Below are 24,520 nucleotides of genomic sequence, written 5' to 3'. Positions count from 1 at the left end.
TGTCTCGGCAATAGAGGACTGATCCTCCGCCACAATGGCGGAGGACGGTGGCGAACGGGTCGGATGACCAACGATTACAGGCCGTTGACCGGCACCTTGAGGAAGGTCTTGCCATCCTCATCCTTGGGCGGAAGCTGGCCGGCACGCATATTGACCTGCAGCGACGGGATGATGAGCTTGGGCATGGCCAAGGTCGCGTCCCGCTCCTCGCGCATCTTGACGAAGGTGTCTTCGTCGGTGCCTTGGCCGACATGGATATTGTGGTCGATCTCGTCGCCCACCGTGGTTTCCCACTGGATGTCGCGACCGTTCGGGCCGTAGTCGTGGCACATGAAGAGGCGCATTTCGCGCGGCAGGGCCAGAACACGCTGGATCGAGCGATAGAGCGTGCGGGCATCGCCCCCGGGGAAGTCGGCACGGGCCGAGCCACCATCGGGCATGAACAGCGTGTCGCCGACAAAGGCGGCATCGCCCACCACATGGGTCATGCAGGCGGGCGTGTGCCCCGGCGTGTGCATGACATGGGCGGTCAGCGTACCGATCTGGTAGGTGTCACCATCCTTGAAGAGCCGGTCGAACTGGCTGCCGTCCCGCTGGAACTCGGTACCCTCGTTGAAGATCTTGCCGAAGGTATCCTGGACAATGGTGATGTTCTCACCGATTCCCAGCTTGCCGCCGACCTTGGACTGGATGTAGGGCGCACCGGAAAGATGGTCGGCGTGAACGTGGGTCTCGATCAGCCATTCGACGACCAGGCCGTTCTCCTTGATGAAGGCGATGATCTTGTCGGCGCCGTCATAGGTGATGCGGCCAGCGGCATAATCGATGTCCATGACGGAGTCGACCACGGCACAGGAGAACGAATTGGGATCCTTCACCACATAGGAAATGGTGTTGGTCGGTTCGTCGAAAAAGGCCGTTACCTCGGGCTTCACCGACAGATCAGGGGTGAATGGAATGGTCATTCTTGGCTCCTTTCACAAAGGTTCAGGCGTTTTTCAGGCTGCGCTGGGCGAACGCGGTCCGGACGGTAAAGGCGGCGAATATTCCGGCCAGCATCGAGCCGACAAAGGCCCAGGCCGAAGTCTCGCCCAGTCCCAGTGCGGGGATTGCCCCACCGGGACAGAAGCCGGAAATGCCCCAGCCAATGCCGAATACGGCCGAGCCGGCGATCAGCGGCACATCCAGCTTGCGGCTGGTGGGCAGGTGAAATCGGCTTTCGCAGACCGGCTTGTCGCGGCGCAGCACAAAGCGGTAGCCGATCGCGGTGACGGCCAGGGCCGATCCCATGACCAAAAGCAGGGAAGCATCCCAGGTTCCGGCCACGTCGAAGAAGTTGAGCACCTTGGCGGGATTGGCCATGCCGGAAATGGCAATGCCCGTGCCGAAGATCAGGCCGAAAATGCCGGCGAGCACGATGCGCTGCATCAGAAGCCTCCCAGGAGGTGACGGATAGTGAAGACCGTGGCGACGGCCGAGACCATGAAGGTTGCAGTGGCGGCGATGGACCGCGGCGACAGGCGGGCCATGCCGCAGACGCCGTGGCCGGAGGTGCAACCCGAGGCCAGGAACACGCCGACGCCGACGATAAGCCCGCTGATCACAATCCAGGGCGTGGGCACGGGCGACACGAAGCCGACGTCATAGCCGGACAGTGCTGTCAGCAGCGCCGGGGCTACAATGGCGCCCGACAGGAAGGCGGCGCGCCAGGCCCAGTCGCTGGACACCGGGGGCAACAGACCTGACAGGATACCCGTCATGCCGGCGATGCGGCCATTGAAGGCCATGAGAAGAACGGCCGAGAGGCCGATCAGCGCGCCGCCGAGCAGTGCGCTGATGGGAGTGAAGTCAGTCATTGATCCGAACTTTGCAGGTGGAGAAGCCGAGAATTCGATAGAGCGGGCAGAAGCGCACCACGGCGGTGGCGATCAAAACGAGGCCGATCAGTGCGGCGCCCCATTGCAGCAGCGGGGTCCCCGCCAGGCCCAGACCGGGAACAAAAGCCGCAATGGCCAGGGCAAGGCCCAGCACGATACGGATGACGCGATCTGCCGAGCCGACATTGGTGTTCATCTCAACCTCCTTGAAATTGGTCGCCAAAACGGCGATAAGCGAATAGTCGGAAGTTCGTATATACGAGAATTCTAATATGATCAATATGGATCTTTCCAGAATGGAGCAGAATGCCGATCAGGCCAGCCAGCTCCTGACTGCCATGGCCAATCCCAAGCGTCTGCTGATCCTGTGCAACCTGCTTGATCAGGAACTCAATGTCAGCCAATTGGCGGAGCGGGTCAATCTGGCGCAGTCTCCCCTGTCCCAGCACCTCTCCAAGCTGCGGGCATGGGGATTCGTAAAGACGCGCCGCGACGGCCAGCAGGTGAACTATTCGCTGCAATCGGACGATGTGCGCCAGGTGCTGTCCACGCTCTATGGCATATATTGCGCCGACTAGCGGCAGGTTGATCGCGAACGCGCTAGGCAGTCCCAGGTCAAACAGGTTCAATCCTCATGCGAGATCGGTCAGCCTTGGTAATTCGGTTCTAGTGAGACAGCAGTATCGGCAGACGTACAGCTCGCAGGATCGATTGCGTTGCGCCTCCCAGGATGATCTCCTGCACGCGATTGCGCCGGACTGCTCCCATGACAAGCAGGTCGGCGTCCTGGCTGATGGCTACCGCTTGCAAGATATCGCCGATTGGCGAAGTGCCGCGTGTTCTGGACAAATGCTGCGCCTTCACACCGCGGCGCAGCAGAAAGCTCTGAATGCCCGACAGGCCACCTGGATCGACAGTCTTGTCGTCGCCGACCGTAACGATCGACACGATATCGGCGCGCGTAAGGATCGTCATCGCATCGCGCAGCGCCCGGGCGGCAAATGAGCCACCATCCCACGCGACGACGACCTTTAATGGCGTTGACCGTATTTCGGCCACAGGCACGGCTGCCTCCTGGGGCGGAACAACCATGACCGGGCCACCCGAACCGAAGATGACCGCCTCTGCGTCGGCCCGCCGATGCGGATCGGCGCCATCCAGAGCCAGGGCCGTCAGATCATGATACCGCGTGATCGGCAGCAGACAATCGATGAACGTCTCCGGGCCGCAGCGCAGCGCAGCGACTTCAAGCGGCAGTTCCAGGCTGGCAGCGCGTTCCTCAACCCATTTGCGCGCGTTTCCGGCTCGATCGCGATTGAGTGCTTCAACCTCCAAAGCCATGTTGGAGGCGCCCAGCAGCGCCTCACCCAAGGCGCTGTGAATGGGCGCTATCTCCACTTCCTGAACCAGCGCCTTCACCCTGGCACCGAGTCTGGCAGACAGGCTGAGCGCCCGCCCAAGCCCGACATTGGAGACGACATCGGGATAGGTTGTTATCGGAAGCAGGACATCCATGGTCTGTGTCTCCTCTCGGGCATCGCCTGGGGGGACGCCCCCACTAGTGCCTCGCGATCTGAGCGGCAGTGTCAAGAGTACGGTCATAGACAACCGTAGCGTTGGTCGTGGCCCTCCTCTAGTAACGCTACGCCCGGCAAAGTGGTGCTGCTTTGATCTGGCTCAAATCCCAGCCGAGACCGCTGCGCTACTCTGCACCACGAAGGCTCAGCCGGATGCCGGCACGTTTCATTTGGTCCAGGGTTACCCGATCCGTGCAAACGTACCGGCGACAAGGCCAAAAAGGAGAACAAGATGTTGAGCGATGTACTGGTGCCGTCTCGTCAGTACGACGCACGAGCAGCTGACCGTGCTGATTTACAGTTCCCAGTTCGACTTGTCGCTTAACCATCAGCACCTCTTTATTTCCGAGATGGTGCGGTACTACACATGTACGACCATCCTTCCCGGATACACCACTTTTAGGCGGCGGCGCAGTTACATGCGCGGGCTGAAACCCGCTGCTATGATTGGAAATGCCATATTTTTTCGAAGTTCTCAAAACACCCTCCGATGATGATCACCTTTGGCAGCGCCTTGAAGAAATCTGGAGGATTGTGCACGACGATCTGATGGGCGTGCACTTCGAGACAGAAGACGAGGCGCTTGAAAAGGTTTACCAGCAAGGCGCTGGATCCTGAGGATCCACGTCTCGATAGTCTGTTCGTCGCGCGCTACCGCGACACCGATGACCGTGAGAACTTGCTGGCGTTTCATGATCGAGGACTAGAAGCCCTTGGGGCCACAGAGATCGAAATCCAAGCCCGCCGATTGAGCACAGAATTCCTGACTGAATGGTCTGTACTTCTGGGCTGTCACGGCTTCGTCACAGCGGCAGTTATGGCGCGGGGGCCAGACGTTGAGGCGAAGCGCGCCGGGGCTGCGGGAGGACAAGCCGTCAGCGTCGATGCTCAGCGAGTGTGGTTTTCACATTATTTCCTTGAGCACTATGATCGACGACAAGGCCGAGCAGCCACAGAGGAAGCTATTGAGCTACTTGTGAACCAATTATCCCGTGACGAACTTGGTTTTGAATTAGACGCAAGCACCCGACAGTTTTTCTCGGACATGCTGCAGCCGGCTGATGGCCCTGACGAGAAGTACCGCGTTTTAAAGAACACCTATCGGGAAACGAAGTTATCTCGGCCCCAGATGCGCAAGTTTGCGCTCTTGCCAACAGAAGGGATTCCTTTGTTGGACCCAAAACTTCCCCTACCCAAGGTCGGCAGAAGCTAGTCGTTTCAGTTCGCGGGATAACGTACCCGTCGATGCGCATCTCGCTCACGCCTCTTGATGCCGCGACCGGCCAGGCCAATCGACCGTCGGCGAGATATGTTGAAAGCTTGAGCGACGGACGTTGTGGCGGCGATCTCCTCTGGCGGGGTGGAGCAGGATAAGTTGCGGCTTTCTCGGCCGACCAACGGATGCTCAGCCTAGTGTAGAAGACTTCAATCGCCACGCCGTTGCCTTCGGCCACCGGCCACGCTAGCCGACCGTCGTCCATCAGGATCGCATGGTGAGGAAGTCGAGGATCATCAAAGGGCCCACTCACCAATCGTTTCCTATGATTTGGGGTTAACGGCGTTGAGAACCGATATTGGCGGATGAGCATTGCAGGTTGCAGGGACCAGCGCAGCGCATTCGCCAATGCGCCCCATTCCTGCCGTTGAACGGGGTTTCGCGATTGCCGGAAAGCCGACATTACCGATTGAACGGAGTTACCGCGAATTAGGGGTGGTTTTCAGACAGTCAGCTTCTGGACCAGCCGATCTGAAAGCTGACATGCTCTAGCTGGCGAGCGCAATGGCGGGTCAACAGGATCGCAACTGTTGGACGTAGCGCCATCTCTCATCAGGACGTACCCCCACTGGCCTCAAGGCTCCAATGTCTTGAGGTAAGCAACGATAGCTGCAGCCTGGTCAGGGTCAAACTCGAACTGCGGCATTTCGGGATGGGCTGTAACGATCCCTTCGACAAGCGCTTCGCTCAGGAACTCCACGTCGTAGCGCAGATGAAAGTCACGAAACCGTGGCGCGATATTCAGGGGGCTTTCGCCATTGGTTCCGATCGCATGACAATCGGCACAGTACATCGTCACCAACGCCCGGCCGTCTTCAACTCGATCAAATGCCTGTGCGACGACGCAACCGGCAAAGAACAGCCAAAGCGGGACAAAAACACGCAGTGCGGTGTCGGTAGTCGCACGTCCTCTATCGGTCATGCCGCGCTCCAGCCCATATCCACCGGCAGCACCGCGCCATTGAGGTGACGGGCCTCGTCGGAGGCGAGAAACAGAACGGCATTGGCGATGTCGGCCGGTTCAAGCATACCCGGATTGCTGGCCTGATAAGCACCCAATCGCCCGAGCCCAGCCTGGTCGAGCGCGTGCCCCTCGACGCTATCCATGATGTTGGTGCTGACGCCGCCCACTGCTAGCGCATTGCAGCGCAGTCCAAGCTTAGCATATTGAAACGCTGTACTCTTGGTCAGGCCGATAAGCGCGTGCTTGGAGGCGGTATAGGCCGCGCCCGCTGCGCCGCCACCTGTAGCGGCCACGGATGCGATATTGACGATTGAGCCGCCTCCCAGTTCCAGCATCAGCGGAACCGCTCGTCGCATGGCATACATAGGCCCGTCGACATTGACCGCCATGCAGCGGCGCCATGTCGCGTTGTCGACGTCGGCAACGGACTGGAACAGGTCCATCACGCCGGCATTGTTGACCAAAATGTCGACGCGCCCAAATTCGGCTGCTGCACGATCGATCATCGCAACGCAGTCTGCCTCCTTGGACACATCACCCGTCATGCCAATGATGGCGCCTCCGATGTCGCTCACTGCCGCCGCGATGGCGTCGGCATGCCAGTCTAGGGCAACAACCTTTGCCCCTTCCGCCACGAACCGGCGGGCAATGGCCAAACCGATGCCTGAGCCAGCTCCCGTGACGACCGCAACCTTGTCCTGTATACGCATGACACCTCCGTTTAGGCCTCAGTCTACGCCTGTTCAACCGTCACGCGTTGATCGAGATCAACCGACCTCCGCGCTATCCGGCGCTAACCCCGAAGATCCGACACATGCTGTGGACTTCAGGATGCGAAAAGCGGCTCAACACTATCCTCCTAGGACGCGGTAGCAATATCTGGCGTGGGAAGCGCATGTGGTTTGATCCGCAACGCTCGCAGGGCATTGAGAATGACGGCGACGTCTATGGCCTCCTGCAGCAGCGCCCCCTGAACTGGCGTCAGGTAGCCAAGCGCCGCAGCGATCATGCCTGCGACCGACAGGCCGATGCCGACAGCAACGCTCTGCAGCGCAATCCGCCGCGCGCCTTGCGCTATTTCGATCCCGGGCAGCAGGCGATCGAGGTGATCGACCAGCAGGACGACATCGGCTGCCTCTGCAGAGGCGGCAGCGCCACGCGCGCCCATCGCCACCCCGACATCCGCCGCGGCCAGCGCCGGCGCATCATTGACGCCGTCACCCACCATCATCACAGGAGCATGGCCTTCCCTTTCGGTCAGGATCAGCTGCACTTTCTGGTCAGGCGTCATCTGGGCGTGGACTGCATCGAGGTTCAATCCAGCCGTGATGGCGTCGGCCACAGCGCGCCGATCGCCGGTCGCCAGCATGATCCGGGATATGCCCAAGCGCCGTAGGCCTGCCAGCAGCCCTTGTGTTCCCGAGCGCAATGCATCGGCCATAGTGATGTGTCCGGCGAGCTTTCCGTCAATTGCCACTGCGACAAGAGCGGCGCCAGCATCGAGAATGCGGCTTTCGGGTACGGCGCTGCCAATGCGATGCGCGACAAAGCTTGCGCCGCCAACCACAACCTTGCGGCCATCAACCGTACCCTCAAGGCCTTCTCCTGGGACCTCCACAACCTCCCCGGGAATGCGCAGGACGCTTCCGCGCTCGCGCGCCGATGTCACGATGGCTTGCGCCATCGGATGTTTGGACGCCTGTTCAAGCGAAGCGGCCAGGAACAGCAGTTCTTCCTCGCGCACGCTCTCAATCGTATCGATCGAAACGATCTGGGGGCGTCCATCCGTAAGGGTGCCGGTCTTGTCCAATACCAGCGTCCGGATGCTGGCGAGCGCTTCAAGCGGCCTGGCGCCCTTGATCAGCACGCCAAACTGCGCTGCCCGCGACAGCCCTGCCACAAGCGCCACCGGAACAGCCAAGATCAACGGGCAAGGTGTTGCGACCACAAGGACCGCCACAGCGCGTATGGGGTCGCCGGTGAACCACCACGCCAGCGTTGCAAGGATCACGGTGATGAGCAGGAACAGCAGGGAATAGCGGTCGGCGAGTTCAGCCATCGGCGCCTTTGATGCCTGGGCCGCCTCGACCAGCCGCACGATCCCGGCATAAGTGCTTTCCGAGGCGCGTCGCGTAACCCGAAGATCGAACGCCTCGCCTGCATTGGTCGAGCCGCTCATCACATTCTGGCCACGGCCAAGCCGCACCGGCATCGACTCGCCTGTCAGTGCTGACTGATCCAACATCGCCGTGCTGCTTTCAACAGCACCATCCACGGCCGCCACGTCGCCCTGTCGGATCAGGAGCAGATCGCTCGGCTCGATAGCGTCGAGCGGCACCTCTTCGAGCTTGCCGTCTCGGTGCCGGGTGGCGGTCCGTGGCACGCGGGACAGCAGCTGGCTCATTTCGCGACGGGCTCTGCCTTCCGCAAAGCTCTCGAGGAACGTGCCGCCTGAATACATCAGGGCAACGACGGCCGCCGCCAGCGTCTCACCAAAAAACAAGGCGGCCGACATTGAAAGTGCGGCCACGATATCCAAGCCCACTTCGCCCTTGGCAAGACTGCGGACGATTTCGACAAGAAGGGCTGCGAGGACAGGAACGACGCCAACGAACCACGCAATCCTGGCAAGCTCGTTGTTGCTGGCCCACATCAGACCCAAGCCTGAAACCAGCCCTGACAGGGCTACGACCAGCAGGGCAACATTCAGGCGGCTTCGCAGTGACGGGGGCATCAGGCGTGTCATTCCGGGTTCGAGTCAGGTCAGGCTTTGCAAGCACTATTCCTATCACGCTCACGCAGCTCCAGCTCGGGAAAGCAGTATCGGTGATATGAGGCACTCAGCCGCGCAAGAGGCTCGCACTGCCCCCAATGACCGCCGCCAAACGACGAAGTGTGCCTCATCTGAATGTCAGCTCTCGGGCGTACATCAGTCATCGTTGATGACCGATATGGGGTCGTCTGCTGCCACAGGTGGGCTGGAAAGTTTATTGAATAAACTTCTCCTCCGGCCGCGCCCGCTATGACCATAACCATTTGCTGCGGGCTGGCCCTGACATTAGCCATGTATGTAACATAACAGAAAGTCGGCTTTCGATAGTTTTGATGATGTATTCACCTAACTCGCTACCTTTCCAACGTCCTGCACATCGCCCGGAATGGGGCGGAAAGGCGACGGCCCCGCTCATGGTCATAGTGAGATTATTCAGTTCAGCTTACTGAAAGCGCCTCAATCACGCGGCACTCCGAAACGCGCCCCTGATGACATTCACCTACCATGCGGGCCAACTCGTCGCGCAAAGAGAGCAAGCGGGCGATGCGTCTTTCGACTTCCTCAAGCTGTCCCTGTGCAATGCGGCTCGCGTCCTCGCACGATGCTTCGGGTTGCTCCTGCAAAGCCAGCAACACCCGAACACTTGGCAGATCGAAACCAAGATCGCGGGCATGGCGGATAAAGCCCAGCCGCTCTGCATCGACGGTGCTGTAAGTGCGCCGTCCGTTGGATTGGCGGGCAGGCTTGGGCAAAACCCCGATGCGCTCGTAATAGCGGATTGTTTCGATGTTCACGCCTGCCTGTCGGGATAAGTCGCCAATCTGCATCTTTTCGTCTTGCTCCTGTAGTGACTACAGGTTGTAGCATAACAAGGCTAGAATTTCGAGGATCGACCATGGCCGCCGCAACCGACACAGTCCGCTATCATGTGACCGGGATGGACTGCTCGTCCTGTGCCGCCAAGATCGAGGGCGCGACCCGCAAGGTCGATGGCGTCAATGATGTGAAGGTGTCGATTGCCTCCCAGATCATGACGCTAAAAGTCGATGACCCGGCGCGGCGTCTGCCAGTGGTGGAATCCGCCATAACCGACCTTGGCTATCAACTCGACCGCCTAGGCCAACACAAGGCCGAAGGCGCGGGCGATGATGATGACGACGACCAAATTCCCGACCTGTCGCACGTCACCCCGGCGTATAAACGGGCGCTCTGGATCGTCGTCCTGCTCAATGTCGGATATGGCATTATCGAGATTGGCGGCTCAATCCTGTCAGGATCACAAGCCCTTCAAGCCGACTCCCTCGACTTTATCGGGGATGGTCTGATTTCATTTCTCGGCCTGATCGCTGTCGGATGGGGTCTTGCTGCCCGCGCTAAAGCAGCCCTGCTGCAAGGCGTGTTTCTAGCCCTGCTCGGCTTCGGCGTGATCGGCTCGACCGCCTACCGGGTGTTTGTCGAGCATGAACCGCAAACCATGCTGATGGCGGGGTTTGCTTTCGTGGCTTTCATCGTCAACGTGCTGGCTGCCGTGGTGCTGATCCCGCACCGAAAAGGAGATGCCAATATGCGGGCCGTATGGCTGTTCTCGCGCAATGACGCAATTGGCAATCTGGCCGTTGTCGCTGCTGCTGCTCTCGTTTGGTGGCTCAATAATCCATGGCCGGATTTGCTGGTTGCCTTCGCCGTGGCGGGCCTGTTCCTGCAATCGGCATGGTCGATCATTAGAGACGCACGGCAAGACCTTTCACAAGCCCGCCGCGTTTAGTCTCATAGTCGATATTACCCGTTTCCGTGGCCTGCGGCTTCTTTCCAGAGATGGCATTGGTGCGCCGAAAGACAGGGGCAAATGCCGACCAGGGCAGCATCTACGGCTTAACGGCTAAGCCATTCAAATCATTGCGCCTGGCATGGGACACAACCATTGCAGGGGGTCGGCCCCAGCATGAGTCGTGCATGTAACGTTTGAATCCCCGGTTTTTGGGCACCTTCATGACGTTCCGCCTCCGGCAAACATGTTGTTCCTCTTCTTAGGAATGGCTTATTTGGGGTGGCAAGCTGCCGACCGCTTCTGGGGCCCAAGCCGGGAAAGCGGCCGTTCAGCAGGCTACTGTACTTCGACCACAATGCGCCTCCTATCCGGCCGTTCGACTGCCGCTTGCGGCGTCCCGAAAGCCGACATTGCTCACGGCCTAGCCAAGCGCAAGCCGATTATTCCGGCGTATATGTTCGAACCCCACCCGGTCCGCCACTTTGGTAAAAATCGGGAACGCCGATTCTCGCCGACTTCCCTCCTTTGGTGACTACCGGCGTCCTCAATAGGGTGTTTTTTGCTGACCTTGATGTAGATCGCTTCGTCCGCGATCTCGGCGTGTTGGGCGAAGGCGCGGACATGTTCCCGCCGATAGCCGCCCTTTCCAAGCCGGACGCGAGTGCGAGCTTCGCTTGCCAGTTCCGGCACGGCCGCTTTGGCGTGAATCTAAATTCAAACAGCAAAGCGCCCGATGGGTTGCACCGGGCACTTCTTTCTCAAGTCACCTCGAGATTACTTGGTAGCGAGGATTTCGAAATTGTGGACGTTTGCCACCACACCGTCGTCCCATCCACCTGAGATCAATATTGAAGCCTTTTCATTCAGGAGTCCGGCGACTTGTCCGGCAAAGTGCGCTTCGCGGCCAGAGTTGTCGGCAAAGATGTCGAAGATGGCGAAGTTGGTCTCGTCAATCTGCAGCGCCGCCCAGAACAATGTCTTGGGTTCAGTTTCTGCGACGATGGGGCCGGCGGCGGTCAGCAAGGCTGCCAATTCGGGGCCTTTACCTGGAGCAGCTTCGAGCTTGATGTAAGTTGCGGTTGTTGCCGTGGAGAGATCAACCGGCGCCTTGACCGACAGGACATCGGAGTTGTTGATATTCGCGACAACACCGTCGTCCCATCCGCCGTCGACCAGTGCGTCGGCGTTTTGGTTCAAAGCCGCAGCAACCGCTCCTGAGAAGTGAGCGTCGCGTGCTTCTTCGTCTGCGAAGATGTCAAAGATTGCGAGGGTGTCATCGGCTTGCAGAGCAAACCAAAGGACGGTGCCCGGCTCTGTGTCCCGCACGATCGCTGCGGCACCAGCCAGAAACTCCGCGAAAGCTCCGGTCTGGCCTTCGGCGGCCGGCATGGCGATGTAGCTGGCTGTATGATTTACCATTGGGTTGTCCTGTGCAGTTGCAGAAGTTGTGATCAGCGCCAGTGCGGCGACTGTTTGAAGGATTTGCGTTTTCATGGTCGCCTCCTGATTTGAAGTGCTTCATGTTTGGTTTTGATGCACTCTTGTCCCATGCCGAATGCGCCCGAACCCAATTCCGAAATTCTATTCTTTGATAGACATTGACTATTGAAGTTGGTTTGATGGTGTGGCTGAAGATGTAACGGAGAATGCGGCGATGGAAATGAACCAGATCAGGTATTTTCTCGCTGTCTGCGAGCACCGAAACTTCACCCACGCAGCCAGCGCCTCCAATGTCTCCCAGCCTTCCTTGACGACTGCGATCAAGAAACTTGAAGACGAGCTTGGAGGTGACCTGTTTGTCAGGGACCGTGCGGGATGCAGGCTGACGACGCTGGGTAAACTCATGCAGCCAAGATTGCAGAAGGCTCATGATGAGACGAGACAGGCGAAGGCGGAGGCGGTCCGTCATATGCGCTTGGAGCGGGTGCCAATCTCTGTCGGTGTCGGAGAAACGATTGGCCACAACAGGATTTCGGCAGCTATGGAGCGTACTCGTACGCGATTGCCGCAAGCCGAAATAGAATTGATCGTGGCGTCAACCTCCGAGCTTCTTGCCGGGTTACGAGATGGTGAATTTGACGTTGTAGTCACCGCAGAGAAGGTCAGTGAAGACCTCTATCGCATAGACCATCTCTATGAAGAGGACTACAAGGTCGTGGTGTCAAAGTCGCATCCGTTGTCTGAACTAAGTGCGATCTCTCTTTCGACTCTTGCTAAAACTGACATGCTTGACCGCCTAAATTGCGAAATGCGGGATACTTTGCATGGAACCTGCGCGGATCATGGTCATGAACTCTACGCGGCCTATCGGTCAAATCGCGTGGATTGGTTGGTTGAACTGGCGCGACAAGGGTCAGGTGCGGTGATCCTGCCAGCCACCGCTATTCCTTCGGACATGGGCTTGGTGTCGAAACCCATCGATGGTCTTGAATTATCAAGAACTGTTTTGGCTCTTCGATATCGGCACCAAACGACGAGACCAGAGACAAATGATCTGATCCGTGAGATGACGCGCACGCTGGCGTAGTGAGGTCGGTAATCGACATTCGCCCATCGTGCAGCATTCGTCACTTTGGGCTCAGACCAGACTTTCGCGGCATCACGCTCGAACGTCCGTTCTACTTTTCTTCGAGATCTCGCCCGCAATCCGCCACTTAGCGCTGGAGAAATTGCGCCAGATTGCGGTGAAGGTCACAGCGAACCACACCCATCGTGTGCGGTGATAGTCGTCGGTGACGAGGCCGTACTCTTCAAGAAGCCACCGCGCCGCGTGAGGCGACCTTCGGCGCGGGTAACAGTGGGTGGGTTCTTTTCAATCTTGAAGAGCCGCTTGATTTCCCTGATGACCTCTTCAGCAGACGGCCCCGGCTTTGCCGTCGGGTGAAATGAATGAACGGCAGGTTTCGGGTGCCGAACGCGGCGCTCCGAACGGCGACAATGGGGTCGAGACCTGCCGATCCCCAACGCGCCCCATTTCGGTCATTCAACGGATTATTGCATCAACGAGAAAACGGACATGACCTGGATTGTCACCTGATGTGAGAATGCAAAATCAAAAAATCGCAATGGACCAAACTTCAGCATCAGTCACTCCGCACAAGAGACAAGGCTTCAGGAAAAGAGTGTTGGCGTTCCTCGCCGTGCTATTGGCCCAAGGCGTGCGTACTCGTCATCGGTGAACAAGCGGGAGCGCGTGAGGAACCGCCGCTCGGTGCCATTATCGAGACTGAACATGCCGCCACGACCTGGAATCGCATCGATGATCAACTGGGTATGCTGCCAATATTCGAACTGGCTGGGTGACATGTAGAAGGGAGCGCTGCCGATATCACCCATCTTGACGTCATGGTCGCCGACGATGAATTCGCCTTCAGGATAGCACATCGGCGACGAGCCATCACAACACCCGCCGGACTGATGAAACATAACCGGCCCATGGCGGGCCGTGATGGTGGCGATGAGACTTAAGGCGGCGTCGGTGGCGACGACGCGCGGAACGAGATCAGTCATGGCGGGTTCCTTGCTCGACGATCATTCCAGCGGGAGGTGGCCAGGGAGAGAGTGGGGTTAGGGCTCTTCCCGCCGGAATGATTTCTGGCGCCCGGAGCTCTCCCCGGGCGCCCGCTCAGGGAGGAGCGGCTTAGAAGAAGCCCAGCTTCTTGGGCGAGTAGCTCACCAGCATGTTCTTGGTCTGCTGGTAGTGGTCAAGCATCATGCGGTGGTTTTCGCGTCCGATGCCGCTCTGCTTGTAACCACCAAAGGCGGCATGGGCAGGATAGGCGTGATAGCAATTGGTCCACACGCGCCCCGCCTGGATGCCTCGGCCGAAGCGATAGGCCCGGTTGGCATCACGCGTCCACACGCCGGCGCCCAGGCCATAAAGCGTGTCATTGGCGATCTCGAGGGCTTCGGCATCGGTCTTGAAGGTCGTCACCGAGACCACCGGGCCAAAGATTTCCTCCTGGAAAATGCGCATCTTGTTGTTGCCAGCAAACACCGTCGGCTTGACGTAGTAACCACCCGCCAGCTCGCCACCCAGATTGTTGCGCTCGCCGCCAGTCAGCACCGTGGCGCCTTCCTGCCGGCCGATATCGAGATAGGAGAGAATTTTCTCGAGTTGCTCGGACGAGGCCTGGGCCCCGATCATCGTGCTCATCTCGAAGGGAGAACCCTGCTTGATGGCTTCCACCCGCTTGATCGCCCGTTCCATGAAGCGGTCATAGACGCTTTCCTGGATCAGGGCGCGGCTCGGGCAGGTACACACCTCGCCCTGATTGAGCGCGAACATGGCAAAGCCCTCGAGCGCCTTGTCGAAGAAATCATCGTCTTCGGCCAATACGTCGGCAAAGAAGATGTTCGGCGATTTGCCACCCAGTTCCAGCGTCACCGGGATCAGGTTCTGGCTGGCATATTGCATGATCAGCCGGCCCGTCGTGGTCTCGCCGGTAAAGGCGATCTTGGCGATGCGGTTCGAGCTGGCCAGCGGCTTGCCGGCTTCAAGGCCAAAGCCGTTGACGATATTGACCACGCCGGGCGGCAGGATGTCTTCGATCAATTCCATGAGAAAGAGGATTGATGCCGGCGTCTGCTCGGCAGGCTTGAGCACCACGGCATTGCCTGCCGCTAGCGCGGGCGCCAGTTTCCAGACCGCCATCAGGATAGGGAAGTTCCACGGAATAATCTGCCCCACGACGCCGAGGGGCTCGTGGAAATGATAAGCCACCGTGTCATGGTCAAGTTCGGAAATGCCGCCCTCCTGGGCGCGGATGGCACCGGCGAAATAGCGGAAGTGGTCGATCGCCAGCGGAATATCGGCAGCAGTCGTCTCACGAATTGGCTTGCCATTGTCCCAGGTCTCGGCCAGCGCGATCTCGTCGAGATGTTCTTCCATGCGATCGGCAATCTTGTTGAGCATCACCGCGCGCTGCGCCACCGAGGTTTGGCCCCAGCCCGGCGCGGCCTTATGGGCCGCATCCAGCGCCCGCTCGACATCCGCCGCCTTGGAGCGCGCGACTTCGCAAATCACCTGCCCAGTGACTGGCGAGGTGTTCTCGAAGGTCTCGCCGTCGAGCGCGTCCACCCACTGCCCGCCGATATAATTGCCGTATTTCGCCTTGTACGGAGACTTGGTCCGCTGGCCGACGAATTCAGGTTTATTCATGGCATCCTCCCTTGTTCTTGGATGCCACCGTCATTGCAACCGGCGTGCCAGATGATATCAACCTGTTGAAGCTGTGAGGGAATTCTTGTGGCACCAAGCAGGGGTGGACGCGGTGCGAATTCGGATGCAACACTTTGCAACAACCAGACGCGATGGCCGATGCAACACCTGTTGCAAACTGCCACAACTGGTAGGGAGAGAGCCATGCAACAGGCGTCCGATGCTGCCTTGGTAGCCGCGCGCGAGCGTTTCTTTTCTGGGCACGATCTACCTGAGGGCCTGGTGCCTGCGCCCATATTGCGGTCCTGGCAGCGCTGCGCACAACAGGGCCTCGATGCCTCGGCGGTCATTCATGCCGAACCGGTCACCGCACCCGAGCTTCGCGCCTTGCATGAGCAGAACGACACCTTACGCCTCCTCTCGCGCTCTGAACTGGTGTCGCTGCGCACCGAAGCGCGGCTTACCGACAGTGTCGTCATCCTCACCGATGCCAAGGGCCTCGTGCTCGATACCACGGGAAGCCCCGAATTCGCCGGCCGCGCCGCCGAAGTGGCGCTCCGCCCCGGCGTCACCTGGTCCGAAACTGCCACTGGCACCAATGCCATCGGCACGGCTCTCGCCGAACGTCGCGCCATCGAGGTACATGGGGGAGAACACTTCTTCGAACCACATGGTATCCTGCATTGCGCCGCATCGCCCATTTTCGACCCTTTCGGGAAGCTCGCTGGCGTGCTCGATCTCTCCGGCCATGCCTCGGCTGAGCACACCCATGCCATGGGCCTGGTGCGCCTCGCCGTCGAGCAGATCGAACATCGCTTCTTCGCCCGCGGCTTCGATGACATGACCGTGGTGCGCTTCCACCGTGCCGCTGATCTCCTGGGCACCGCCCGCGAAGGCATTCTGGTCTTTGATGGCGGGCGTTTGATCGCCGGCAATCGTCGCGCGCTCCATCTCGTCGGGCTCGACCGCAAGGCGCTGCGCCAGTCCACCGCCGAGGAAATCTTTGAAACCGCGGCGCTCGCCACACAGCGCGGCGAACTGCGCGCCCGCAATGGCGAGCGCTTCTTTGCCGCCGTGTCCGAGCCGCGCAAGTCGCCGCTGCGCGTCACCGGCACCCTGCCGCGCGTCGCCAAGTCGGGCGAGCCAGCGCCTTTTCTCACTCCCGAAACCCGCGCCGATCTCGCCAAGGCCATCCGCCTGGTCAATGCCGAAATCCCCCTGCTCATCGCTGGGGAAACCGGTGCCGGCAAGGAAGTCTTCGCCCGCTACCTGCATGGCCTCACCCAGCGCGCCGGCAAGCCCTTTGTCGCCATCAACTGTGCTGCACTGCCCGAGAGCCTGATCGAATCCGAACTCTTCGGCTACCAGCCCGGCGCCTTCACCGGCGCCCGCAAGCAGGGCGCCATTGGCCTGGTGCAACAAGCCGAGGGCGGCATTCTCTTCCTCGATGAAATCGGCGACATGCCGCTCTTGCTGCAGTCGCGCCTCCTGCGCGTCTTGCAGGACAAGGAAGTCGTGCCACTGGGCGGCGGCACCGCGCAGAAGGCTGATTTCGTGCCCGTTTGCGCCACCAATCGCGATCTCAAGGCCATGGTCGAGGCAGGCACCTTCCGCGCCGATCTCTACTACCGCATCGCCCAGTTCACCATCCGCCTGCCGGCCCTGTGTGATTTCCCCGATCGCGCCACTGTCGTCTCGAGCCTCTGGTCCCAGCTCGCGACGGGCCATCCGCCGCTGCCCGCCCCGGTGCTTGCCCGCCTCGCCGCCCAGCCATGGCCAGGCAATTTCCGCGAACTGACCGGGACGCTGCGCGCCCTATCAGCGCTGTGTGAACCAGAACAGCCCATCACTTTGGCCGATCTACCCCAGTTCACCGAACAGGTCACCGCGGCACCTCTGCTGTTCCAGAACGATTTGGGCAGTCTCACCGAAGCCGCAATGCGTCGCGCGGTGGACCAGAATAACGGCAATCTTTCCGCCGCTGCGCGCGCTCTCGGCATCGACCGCTCGACCCTCTACCGACGGCTGGTCTGGAAATAGTTGGAAGAGGCTGATTGAACAGCTGCGTTGGCTCGTGGCTTTGGCAGTATGGGCGCCGCAGTAGACCCGTATTGGCTTTCATTTGACACTCATGAGTGACAACGCGAGGGCCAGCGAATGGCAGTTAATCCACTAGGTCGGCCCGAAAGCCGACAGGCTACAAACGGCCCCAAAACTGCCAGTCGTGGAGCACTGCCCTCGTGGGCAGCGGTCACGCATCTACGATCTTTGCGGGCGCATGGTTTGCGAGCGGAATCAGGGGGGTGGCGACTTTTTCCATCAGGATCAGTGCCTCGATTTTGGCAAAGTACCGACGCCTGGCGCTTACGCGGAGCTTGCCACGAACGCACCGCTCGCCACCATGGCCTCTAAGTAACTGAAATATCGAAACTTTTGGCGCACCCGGCGAGATTCGAACTCACGACCTCTGCCTTCGGAGGGCAGCGCTCTATCCAGCTGAGCTACGGGTGCATCCGTCACGCGGGGCGGGGCCCCGGCTGAACAGGGCGCAACCTAACCAAAGAGGGTGATGCGCGCAACGGGCGTTTTGTGGCAATCCCCGCGCTTGCGTCGCGGCAGAGCTCGAACGCACGCCGGGCATCGGAGACGCGGAAACCGGGCGAGGTGGCGGACAATCGCGTCCATACAGGGGGCAATGCCACCAAATTGCCTTTCTGCTGCCGCGATTGGGCCCTATCGCGCGGAAAGCGAAAATCGGCTAGAGCAACGGCATGGCTAAGGCAATGACGATCGGGAATGGTGCAAGACTGGCAGGCGCGGCAATAGTGCTGGCGCTGCTGGTATCGGGCTGCTCGATGAGCGCGCTCAAGCCAGCGCCCGGTCCGGCTACCGCCGCTTTGGCCAATTTCGCCACGCCGGAAGGCCATGTGCCCGATGCGGCCGTGGTGCCCGAGGCGCCTACCGCGCTCGGCTATGCCGATAGTTCGCTCGATCCGCTGATCGCCCATTATTCCCAGCAATATGCGGTGCCCGAGGCCTTGGTGCGCCGCGTCATCGTGCGCGAGAGCAATTACAATCCCGCCGCCCGCAATGGCCCCTATTACGGCCTGATGCAGATCAGCCACGCCACTGCCACCGGCATGGGCTATCGCGGTTCGCCCGCCGGCCTGCTCGATGCCGAGACCAATCTGCGTTATGCCGTACGGTACCTCGCCGGGGCCTATGTCACCGCCGGCGGCAATCAGGACCAGGCCGTGCGTTTCTATGCCCGCGGCTATTATTACGACGCCAAGCGCGCCGGCCTGCTCGAAGAATCCGGCCTGCGCTAGAGCGTGAGGCGGCTGCCTTCGGCATCCTCCAGGAGATTGTCATGACCCGCCCGGCTTTGGCCGGCGGCCAGCGCGCGCTGCAGGCAGGCGAGCAGTTCGGCCTGCTGGAAGGGTTTGCCGAGGCGCGGCAGGTCGCTCATCTCGCCGCCCGGCAGCTCGTCATAGCCGGTGGCCAGCAGCACGGGCAGATGCGGCCGCAGCTGACGCGCTCTGTCCGCCAGTTCCACGCCGGTCATGCCGGGCATGGCATAGTCGGTGATCAGCAGGTCGATGCTGTCGCCGCGCTCCAGGATATCGAGGGCTTCGCGGCCGGAATAGGCCTCGAGCGCCCGCAGCCCGAGGTCCTCGAGCATGTCGACGGTGCCGATATTGATCAGCGCGTCATCGTCCACGACCAGAATGGTCGTGCGTCGTTGGGAGTCCACCATAGCGGGACTTTCGGAAGACGGCTGCAGTCTTGGCCAACAACAAACGCCGTCATCGCGTGTCGTAAAGATGGCCTTCGGGACGGACCTGCTCTCGGCAGCAAATGAGCCGGCACGGCCAAGCATAAGCGTCGGCGGCCGCGATGTCTAACCAAGGGCACACAAACAAGGTGGAACTAAGACCGCGTCGTCCCCACCCTTTTGCCGCGCCGTCGCCTACCGGCGGAAAACCGGTTCCCACTTTTCCGCCCGATGCTTTAAAGTCAGCCTTCGTTCACGACGGAATCGGTTTCATGCATCTGCTGCTTGTCGATGGTTCGGGTTATATCTTCCGCGCCTTTCACGCTTTGCCCCCGCTCAATCGCAAGTCCGACGGGCTGCCGGTGGGCTCCGTGCAGGGCTTCTGCAACATGCTGTGGAAGCTGATGGAAGATTTGAAGGGCGAGGACGAGCCGACCCACATGGCCGTCATCTTCGACCATTCCGGCAAGACCTTCCGTGACGATTTCTATGCCGAATACAAAGCCCAGCGGCCCCCGGCGCCGCCCGAGCTGGTGCCGCAATTCCCGCTGACCCGCGCCGCCACCCGCGCCTATAACATTCCCTCCATCGAGATGGAGGGCTGGGAGGCCGATGACATCATCGCTACCTATGCCTGCCAGGCGCGCGATGCCGGCGGCAAGGTGACCATCGTGTCCTCCGACAAGGACCTGATGCAGCTGGTCGAGCCCGATGGCTCCATTCGCCTGCTCGATACCATTCCCCGCCCCGGCCAGCCGCCCCTCCGCTGGATCGGCGTCGAGGAAGTGTTCAACAAGTTCGGCGTTTCGCCCGACAAGGTCATCGACGTCCAGGCTTTGTGCGGCGACAGCGTCGACAATGTCCCCGGCGTGCCGGGCATCGGCGTCAAGACCGCCGCCGAGCTGATCAATACCTATGGCGATCTCGAAACCCTGCTCGAGCGCGCCGGCGAGATCAAGCAGAATGCCCGCCGCGAAAAGCTCATCGCCAATGCCGAGCTGGCCCGCATTTCCAAGCGCCTCGTGACGCTGGAGCAGAAGGTCCCGGTCGAGATCGACCTCGATGGCCTTGCCCGCCAGCCCATCGAGCCGGGCAAACTGTTTCCCTTCCTCAAGGCGATGGAATTTCTCACCATCACCAAGCGCCTGGGCGGGCTGATCGGCGCCGATCCCGACGCCTGGGAGGCCGATCCGGAACTGGCCGCCGTGCCCGCTTCGCCAATCGGCTTCAACAACGAGGCCCGCTCCGAAGCCCGCGCTGCCAGGCAGGAGGCCGAGGGCCGCGCCGGCTCGCCCGTCGTGCTGCATGCCGCCGCCATGCATGAGGCGACCCGCGCCATCCCCTGGAACAAGGAGGCCTACGAGATCATCCGCGATGCCGACCACCTGCAGCGCTGGATCGACGCCGCCTACAAGGAAGGTCTCGTCGCCGTCGATGCCGAAAGCACCGGCCTCGACAATCAGACCGCCGATCTCGTCGGCCTCTCCTTCGCTACGCAGCCCGGCAATGGCGCCTATCTGCCGCTGGGCCACAGCACTGGCGAAGGCGACATATTCGGCGGTGGCCACGCCGAAGGCCAGATGGATATTCGCCAGGCGCTCGACATGCTGCGGCCGCTGCTGGCCGACAAGGCGATCCTCAAGATCTTCCACAATGCCAAATACGACCTGGGCCTGCTGGCCCGCTACGACGTCACGGTCAACAGCCTCGATGACACGCTGCTGCTGAGCTATTCGCTCGATGGCCCGCAATTCAACACCATGAGCGAACTGGCCGATCACTGGCTGGGCGTGCCCGGCCAGTCGATCAAGGACCTGATCGGCTCGGGCAAGAGCCAGATCACCTTCGCCCAGGTACCGATCGACAAGGCCGCGCTCTATGCCGCCGAAGACAGCGACATGACGCTCCGCCTCTGGCGCATCCTCAAGCCCCGCCTCGCCGCCGAGGGCATGACCACGCTTTACGAAACCATCGAGCGGCCCCTGGCCCCGGTCCTTGCCCGCATGGAAGGCCGCGGCATTTCTGTCGATCGGCAGATTCTCGCCCGCCTCTCGGGCGATTTCGCGCAGCGCGCCGCCGCCCTCGAGGCCGAGGCCTATGAACTGGCCGGCAGCAATTTCAACCTCGGCTCGCCCAAGCAGCTCGGCGAAATCCTCTTCGACCGCATGGGGCTCGAGGGCGGCACCAAGACCAAGACCGGCGCCTGGTCCACCGGCGCCGATGTGCTGGAAGACCTCGCGGCCAAGGGCATTCCGCTGGCCCGCACCATTGTCGACTGGCGCCAGCTCACCAAGCTGATGGGCACCTATACCAATGCCCTGCCCGAATACATGAACCAGCGCACCGGCCGCGTGCACACCACCTATAGCCAGCACTCGGTGCTGACCGGGCGCCTCTCGTCCAACGATCCCAACCTGCAGAATATCCCCGTCCGCACCGAAGACGGCCGCAAGATCCGCACCGCCTTCGTCGCCGCGCCGGGCAAGCTGCTGATCTCGGCCGACTACAGCCAGATCGAGCTGCGCGTCCTCGCCCATATCGCCGATATCCAGGCCCTCAAGGACGCCTTCGAGGAAGGCCTCGACATTCACGCCATGACGGCATCGGAAATGTTCGGCGTCCCGGTCGAAGGCATGCCGTCGGACGTGCGCCGCCGCGCCAAGGCCATCAATTTCGGCATCATCTACGGCATTTCGGCCTTTGGCCTGGCCAACCAGCTCGGCATCGAGCGCTCGGTGGCCGGCGACTACATCAAGACCTATTTCGAGCGCTTCCCCGGCATCAAGGACTATATGGACGCCCAGCGCCGCCGCGTGAAAGCCGACGGCTATGTCTCGACCATTTTCGGCCGCAAGATCAATTTCCCCAACGCCAATTCCAGCCACGCCGCCGAACGGAGCTTTGTCGAACGCGCCTCCATCAACGCCCCCATCCAGGGCTCCGCCGCCGACATCATCCGCCGCGCCATGATCCGCATGGAGCCGGAACTGAAACAGGCCGGCATCGAAGCCGACATGCTCTTGCAGGTGCATGACGAACTGATCTTCGAAGTGCCGGAGGGTACGGAAGAAGTGGCCATGCCGGTCATCAAGAAGGTGATGGAGGGGGCGGCGGAACCGGCGGTGCGGCTAACCGTGCCCATCCAGGTTGATGCGCATGCGGCACGGGACTGGGACGGGGCGCATTGAAGCGAGATAGTTCATTGCATTAACGCTGGTCTCGAATACACTAACGCTCTCAAACATTGGTGAGGGGGACCAATGACCCACCTACTCAAGCCAGACATGGCTGCTGTATTAGAGAGAACGCATCTTTCAGGTAGCTTCGATTCATTTCTACTGCCGGTATATGAGGCCGGCTCAAATTCAATACATTCTTTAATTGAGCACTTGGGCGCTGATCATGTTGCTACCCAGGGGAAGCTAACCTTTGCCTTTTCAAAGGGTTCTACGCCTGAACAGTTTTCGGTGGCTATCACAGATAACGCAGCTGGATTGAATGACACGAATTTTCGTGCGTTCCGAACTCCATTCACCGGAAATAAGCTGCGCCGCGGCGGAAAAGGATTCGGCCGCTTTATCGCTTTTAAAGTATTTGAAAGCATTCAATACAAATCGCGGTACAATGAAGATGGCCAAGATCTGACCAGGGCGTTTGTATTTGACGTTTCCAAAGACGAAGAGATTACCGAGTTAGTTTTGGAGCCCGAATTCCCGTATATAAATGGGTGCGCGGTAACATACGAAAGCGTCCGGCCGACCTACCATCGCCAGTGGGAGGCTGTATCGGAAGAGAAACTTCTCGATCATTTGACAAGCAATTTCCTTACCTACCTAGTCGACGGTCGGATGCCGGAGACCGTGGTCGAGGTTGAAGGAAAGCACCATAACCTTCGTGATCATTTCGCAAAGACTTTCAAGCACGAGCAAACCCACTTGCTTGCTGTGGAAATTGAGGGCGTTTCGCACGATCTCAGATGCGACGTGTCACGCGTCGAGCGAGGAAAACCCTTTTCAAAGCACACATTGCTTTTCTTTGCTGACAATCGCCTGCTGGGTGCTGGACGAGCGATAGAAAACAAAATTGGCCGCTCTGCTTTCCAGAGGCCTGACGGAACAGAGTACGTCGTAATTGCCACTCTTTCAGGCACATTTCTTGATACACACGCAAACCAAGCACGAACCGCTCTCGAGGTCGACGAAGATCAAATCGCCACCATTGTTGACATTGCCTGTGAAGCAATATTGCAAACCGAAAGCGCCCAACACGAACTCATTAAAGATGACCAACGCGATACGGTGGTTGATCTTCTTCAGCGACACCCTTTGCTCCGCTACGGCCTGAGTGGATCAACGGTAGCTGACTACGTGAAATCTAAGCCTAACAGTTGGCGACAAGAAAACTTCGTTTCCGACCTAGCTGTCCAAAGACTACGCGAGGAACGTAGATGGACGGCATATGTTCAGAACACAATTGCGGATAAGGACCTGTTTGACCAACGAAAAAGCCAGTTGCTCCAACGCGTTTCGGATACGTACCGAGATGCTCTTGCAGAATACATCGTGCACCGAAAGGCAGTAATCGAAATCGCCGACCGCTTACGAGGCGCCGATGACAATGGCACGATGACACGAGAAGACGCATTTCATCAGCTAATATTCCCGAGACACCAAGACTCTGTTAGCGCCAAACAATTCCAGCACAACCTCTGGATGCTTGATGAGCGCCTCGCATTTGTCTCCTATATCTCTAGTGACCGTACATTGCATGGTGGCCGTCGCCAATTAGGCGACAAAGTGACTGACATAGCGTTTTACGATGAGTGTTACGTCACGGGTGGCCAAGGTAATACCAGCGTCGTTATCGTTGAATTCAAACGCCCTGGCAGGGATGACTATTCCTTTGGCAAGGAGGGGTCGGACCCCATACGCCGAAAGTCGTTTTTGACTACTTCTGGCAAAACTATCGATATTCCGACCGCCACCCCAATTACTGCAATTATTGTTGCAGACTTGGAGCCATCACTGCGATCCTTGGCCAAGCGTTATGACTTTGATGAAACATGGGACAAACGAGGACTGTACAAATATCACGAGGAGTTTGATGTATTTGTTGAAGTTTTTGGATTTGACAAGTTAGTCTCGGATGCAGAAAAGCGAAATGCGGCTTTCTTCGAAATATTGCTCAACGACTTAGGGAATTAATGCCCGCAATTTGTCACCCCGGCGCACTTGCGACCACGGGAGCGGGGCCCTTTCTGCATCGCGCCGCTCGACCACTACCGCCTCCCCACCCACGGTGTCACCCCGGCCTTGAGCCGGGGCCCATCCCGAGATCGTGCCACGGCCG

20 protein-coding genes, 1 tRNA gene and 1 pseudogene are annotated in these 24,520 nt (G+C 59.8%); 8 read left to right on the top strand and 14 right to left on the bottom strand.

Translation table 11 applies throughout. The annotated features are described in order from the left end of the window. Positions 1–74: 74 nt before the first annotated feature. Genes FPZ08_RS18545 through FPZ08_RS18530 form a run of 4 tightly spaced genes read right to left on the bottom strand, consistent with a single transcriptional unit; the run spans position 75 to position 2,073 of the window. Positions 75–965 (bottom strand): MBL fold metallo-hydrolase, encoded by an 891-nt coding sequence (locus FPZ08_RS18545; RefSeq protein ID WP_146291704.1) that lies wholly within the window; start codon positions 963–965, stop codon positions 75–77. A 22-nt stretch (positions 966–987) separates the two neighbouring features. Next, on the bottom strand, positions 988–1,428 hold the full coding sequence (locus FPZ08_RS18540) for a DUF6691 family protein (RefSeq protein WP_146291703.1): 441 nt from the start codon (positions 1,426–1,428) through the stop codon (positions 988–990). Continuing rightward, positions 1,428–1,856, bottom strand: a complete 429-nt coding sequence (locus tag FPZ08_RS18535) for a YeeE/YedE family protein (protein ID WP_146291702.1) — start codon at positions 1,854–1,856, stop codon at positions 1,428–1,430. The genes FPZ08_RS18540 and FPZ08_RS18535 overlap by 1 nt, the downstream gene beginning before the upstream one ends. Continuing rightward, positions 1,849–2,073, bottom strand: coding sequence for a YgaP family membrane protein (locus FPZ08_RS18530; protein ID WP_146291701.1), 225 nt, complete (start codon positions 2,071–2,073; stop codon positions 1,849–1,851). Before FPZ08_RS18530 ends, FPZ08_RS18535 begins: the two co-directional genes overlap by 8 nt. 76 nt (positions 2,074–2,149) lie before the next feature. Here FPZ08_RS18530 and FPZ08_RS18525 point away from each other — a divergent pair, with 76 nt between their 5' ends. Further along, complete coding sequence (locus tag FPZ08_RS18525; protein WP_146291700.1) at positions 2,150–2,455, top strand: ArsR/SmtB family transcription factor; 306 nt, start codon at positions 2,150–2,152, stop codon at positions 2,453–2,455. An 88-nt stretch (positions 2,456–2,543) separates the two neighbouring features. Here the strand turns inward: FPZ08_RS18525 and FPZ08_RS18520 are convergent, their stop codons facing one another. Further along, positions 2,544–3,392, bottom strand: a complete 849-nt coding sequence (locus FPZ08_RS18520; RefSeq protein ID WP_186767076.1) for a universal stress protein — start codon at positions 3,390–3,392, stop codon at positions 2,544–2,546. A 645-nt stretch (positions 3,393–4,037) separates the two neighbouring features. Between FPZ08_RS18520 and FPZ08_RS18515 the strand changes: the two genes are divergently transcribed. Continuing rightward, entirely contained in the window at positions 4,038–4,667 is a 630-nt protein-coding gene (locus tag FPZ08_RS18515; RefSeq protein WP_146291697.1) for a hypothetical protein, read from the top strand. 637 nt (positions 4,668–5,304) lie between these two features. Here the strand turns inward: FPZ08_RS18515 and FPZ08_RS18510 are convergent. From FPZ08_RS18510 to FPZ08_RS18495, 4 genes are all read right to left on the bottom strand, one after another. Next, complete coding sequence (locus FPZ08_RS18510) at positions 5,305–5,652, bottom strand: c-type cytochrome (protein ID WP_146291695.1); 348 nt, start codon at positions 5,650–5,652, stop codon at positions 5,305–5,307. Then, positions 5,649–6,404, bottom strand: coding sequence for an SDR family NAD(P)-dependent oxidoreductase (locus FPZ08_RS18505; protein WP_146291693.1), 756 nt, complete (start codon positions 6,402–6,404; stop codon positions 5,649–5,651). The genes FPZ08_RS18510 and FPZ08_RS18505 overlap by 4 nt, the downstream gene beginning before the upstream one ends. A gap of 149 nt (positions 6,405–6,553) precedes the next feature. Beyond that, the gene (locus FPZ08_RS18500; protein WP_246132709.1) at positions 6,554–8,440 is read right to left on the bottom strand and encodes a heavy metal translocating P-type ATPase; all 1,887 of its coding nucleotides are present in this window, start codon (positions 8,438–8,440) and stop codon (positions 6,554–6,556) included. Positions 8,441–8,904: 464 nt separating this feature from the next. After that, positions 8,905–9,294 carry a MerR family transcriptional regulator gene (locus tag FPZ08_RS18495; RefSeq protein WP_146291690.1) on the bottom strand — a complete coding sequence of 130 codons (390 nt, stop codon included), beginning with the start codon at positions 9,292–9,294 and terminating at the stop codon, positions 8,905–8,907. 68 nt (positions 9,295–9,362) lie between these two features. Here FPZ08_RS18495 and FPZ08_RS18490 point away from each other — a divergent pair, with 68 nt between their 5' ends. Then, the gene (locus tag FPZ08_RS18490; protein ID WP_246132708.1) at positions 9,363–10,232 is read left to right on the top strand and encodes a cation efflux transmembrane domain-containing protein; all 870 of its coding nucleotides are present in this window, start codon (positions 9,363–9,365) and stop codon (positions 10,230–10,232) included. Positions 10,233–11,009: 777 nt separating this feature from the next. On the opposite strand, the gene FPZ08_RS18485 is transcribed toward FPZ08_RS18490, so the two are convergent. Continuing rightward, positions 11,010–11,729, bottom strand: a complete 720-nt coding sequence (locus FPZ08_RS18485; RefSeq protein WP_146291688.1) for a hypothetical protein — start codon at positions 11,727–11,729, stop codon at positions 11,010–11,012. A gap of 130 nt (positions 11,730–11,859) precedes the next feature. Here FPZ08_RS18485 and FPZ08_RS18480 point away from each other — a divergent pair, with 130 nt between their 5' ends. Then, complete coding sequence (locus FPZ08_RS18480; protein WP_246132707.1) at positions 11,860–12,762, top strand: LysR family transcriptional regulator; 903 nt, start codon at positions 11,860–11,862, stop codon at positions 12,760–12,762. 584 nt (positions 12,763–13,346) lie between these two features. Here the strand turns inward: FPZ08_RS18480 and FPZ08_RS18470 are convergent. Both FPZ08_RS18470 and adh read right to left on the bottom strand, forming a co-directional pair. Further along, positions 13,347–13,745, bottom strand: coding sequence for a DUF779 domain-containing protein (locus FPZ08_RS18470; protein WP_090597856.1), 399 nt, complete (start codon positions 13,743–13,745; stop codon positions 13,347–13,349). 130 nt (positions 13,746–13,875) lie between these two features. Beyond that, positions 13,876–15,396, bottom strand: coding sequence for an aldehyde dehydrogenase (gene adh, locus FPZ08_RS18465; protein ID WP_090597854.1), 1,521 nt, complete (start codon positions 15,394–15,396; stop codon positions 13,876–13,878). Between the two features lie 204 nt (positions 15,397–15,600). Here adh and FPZ08_RS18460 point away from each other — a divergent pair, with 204 nt between their 5' ends. Beyond that, positions 15,601–17,436 carry a sigma-54-dependent Fis family transcriptional regulator gene (locus FPZ08_RS18460; RefSeq protein WP_146291686.1) on the top strand — a complete coding sequence of 612 codons (1,836 nt, stop codon included), beginning with the start codon at positions 15,601–15,603 and terminating at the stop codon, positions 17,434–17,436. 394 nt (positions 17,437–17,830) lie between these two features. On the opposite strand, the gene FPZ08_RS18455 is transcribed toward FPZ08_RS18460, so the two are convergent. Next, positions 17,831–17,907, bottom strand: a tRNA-Arg gene (locus FPZ08_RS18455). A gap of 464 nt (positions 17,908–18,371) precedes the next feature. On the opposite strand from FPZ08_RS18455, the pseudogene FPZ08_RS22460 reads away from it, so the two are divergent. Continuing rightward, positions 18,372–18,725, top strand: a pseudogene (locus FPZ08_RS22460) (transglycosylase SLT domain-containing protein); the annotation flags it as partial. Here the strand turns inward: FPZ08_RS22460 and FPZ08_RS18445 are convergent. Next, entirely contained in the window at positions 18,722–19,153 is a 432-nt protein-coding gene (locus tag FPZ08_RS18445; RefSeq protein ID WP_246132706.1) for a response regulator, read from the bottom strand. The pseudogene FPZ08_RS22460 and the gene FPZ08_RS18445 sit on opposite strands and share 4 nt — an antisense overlap. 290 nt (positions 19,154–19,443) lie before the next feature. Here FPZ08_RS18445 and polA point away from each other — a divergent pair, with 290 nt between their 5' ends. Together polA and FPZ08_RS18435 are read left to right on the top strand one after the other, a co-directional pair. Then, the gene (gene polA / locus FPZ08_RS18440) at positions 19,444–22,359 is read left to right on the top strand and encodes a DNA polymerase I (protein ID WP_146291680.1); all 2,916 of its coding nucleotides are present in this window, start codon (positions 19,444–19,446) and stop codon (positions 22,357–22,359) included. Positions 22,360–22,431: 72 nt separating this feature from the next. Continuing rightward, positions 22,432–24,375, top strand: coding sequence for a hypothetical protein (locus FPZ08_RS18435; protein ID WP_146291678.1), 1,944 nt, complete (start codon positions 22,432–22,434; stop codon positions 24,373–24,375). Positions 24,376–24,520 lie beyond the last annotated feature (145 nt).

The organism is Devosia ginsengisoli (assembly GCF_007859655.1).
GTDB lineage: Bacteria > Pseudomonadota > Alphaproteobacteria > Rhizobiales > Devosiaceae > Devosia > Devosia ginsengisoli.
The sequence above is the reverse complement of the archived record's forward strand: the minus strand, read 5'-3'. Positions and strand labels throughout refer to the sequence as shown.

Bases quoted from the DNA above. Each gene is read 5' to 3' on its own strand.
- FPZ08_RS18510 (WP_146291695.1), bottom strand. From the start codon at position 5,652: ATGACCGATAGAGGACGTGCGACTACCGACACCGCACTGCGTGTTTTT.
- FPZ08_RS18500 (WP_246132709.1), bottom strand. From the start codon at position 8,440: ATGACACGCCTGATGCCCCCGTCACTGCGAAGCCGCCTGAATGTTGCC.
- FPZ08_RS18520 (WP_186767076.1), bottom strand. From the start codon at position 3,392: ATGGATGTCCTGCTTCCGATAACAACCTATCCCGATGTCGTCTCCAAT.
- FPZ08_RS18470 (WP_090597856.1), bottom strand. From the start codon at position 13,745: ATGACTGATCTCGTTCCGCGCGTCGTCGCCACCGACGCCGCCTTAAGT.
- FPZ08_RS18460 (WP_146291686.1), top strand. From the start codon at position 15,601: ATGCAACAGGCGTCCGATGCTGCCTTGGTAGCCGCGCGCGAGCGTTTC.
- FPZ08_RS18490 (WP_246132708.1), top strand. From the start codon at position 9,363: ATGGCCGCCGCAACCGACACAGTCCGCTATCATGTGACCGGGATGGAC.
- FPZ08_RS18495 (WP_146291690.1), bottom strand. From the start codon at position 9,294: ATGCAGATTGGCGACTTATCCCGACAGGCAGGCGTGAACATCGAAACA.
- FPZ08_RS18445 (WP_246132706.1), bottom strand. From the start codon at position 19,153: ATGGTGGACTCCCAACGACGCACGACCATTCTGGTCGTGGACGATGAC.
- FPZ08_RS18485 (WP_146291688.1), bottom strand. From the start codon at position 11,729: ATGAAAACGCAAATCCTTCAAACAGTCGCCGCACTGGCGCTGATCACA.
- FPZ08_RS18545 (WP_146291704.1), bottom strand. From the start codon at position 965: ATGACCATTCCATTCACCCCTGATCTGTCGGTGAAGCCCGAGGTAACG.
- FPZ08_RS18505 (WP_146291693.1), bottom strand. From the start codon at position 6,404: ATGCGTATACAGGACAAGGTTGCGGTCGTCACGGGAGCTGGCTCAGGC.
- FPZ08_RS18540 (WP_146291703.1), bottom strand. From the start codon at position 1,428: ATGCAGCGCATCGTGCTCGCCGGCATTTTCGGCCTGATCTTCGGCACG.
- FPZ08_RS18530 (WP_146291701.1), bottom strand. From the start codon at position 2,073: ATGAACACCAATGTCGGCTCGGCAGATCGCGTCATCCGTATCGTGCTG.
- FPZ08_RS18435 (WP_146291678.1), top strand. From the start codon at position 22,432: ATGACCCACCTACTCAAGCCAGACATGGCTGCTGTATTAGAGAGAACG.
- polA (WP_146291680.1), top strand. From the start codon at position 19,444: ATGCATCTGCTGCTTGTCGATGGTTCGGGTTATATCTTCCGCGCCTTT.
- adh (WP_090597854.1), bottom strand. From the start codon at position 15,396: ATGAATAAACCTGAATTCGTCGGCCAGCGGACCAAGTCTCCGTACAAG.
- FPZ08_RS18525 (WP_146291700.1), top strand. From the start codon at position 2,150: ATGATCAATATGGATCTTTCCAGAATGGAGCAGAATGCCGATCAGGCC.
- FPZ08_RS18535 (WP_146291702.1), bottom strand. From the start codon at position 1,856: ATGACTGACTTCACTCCCATCAGCGCACTGCTCGGCGGCGCGCTGATC.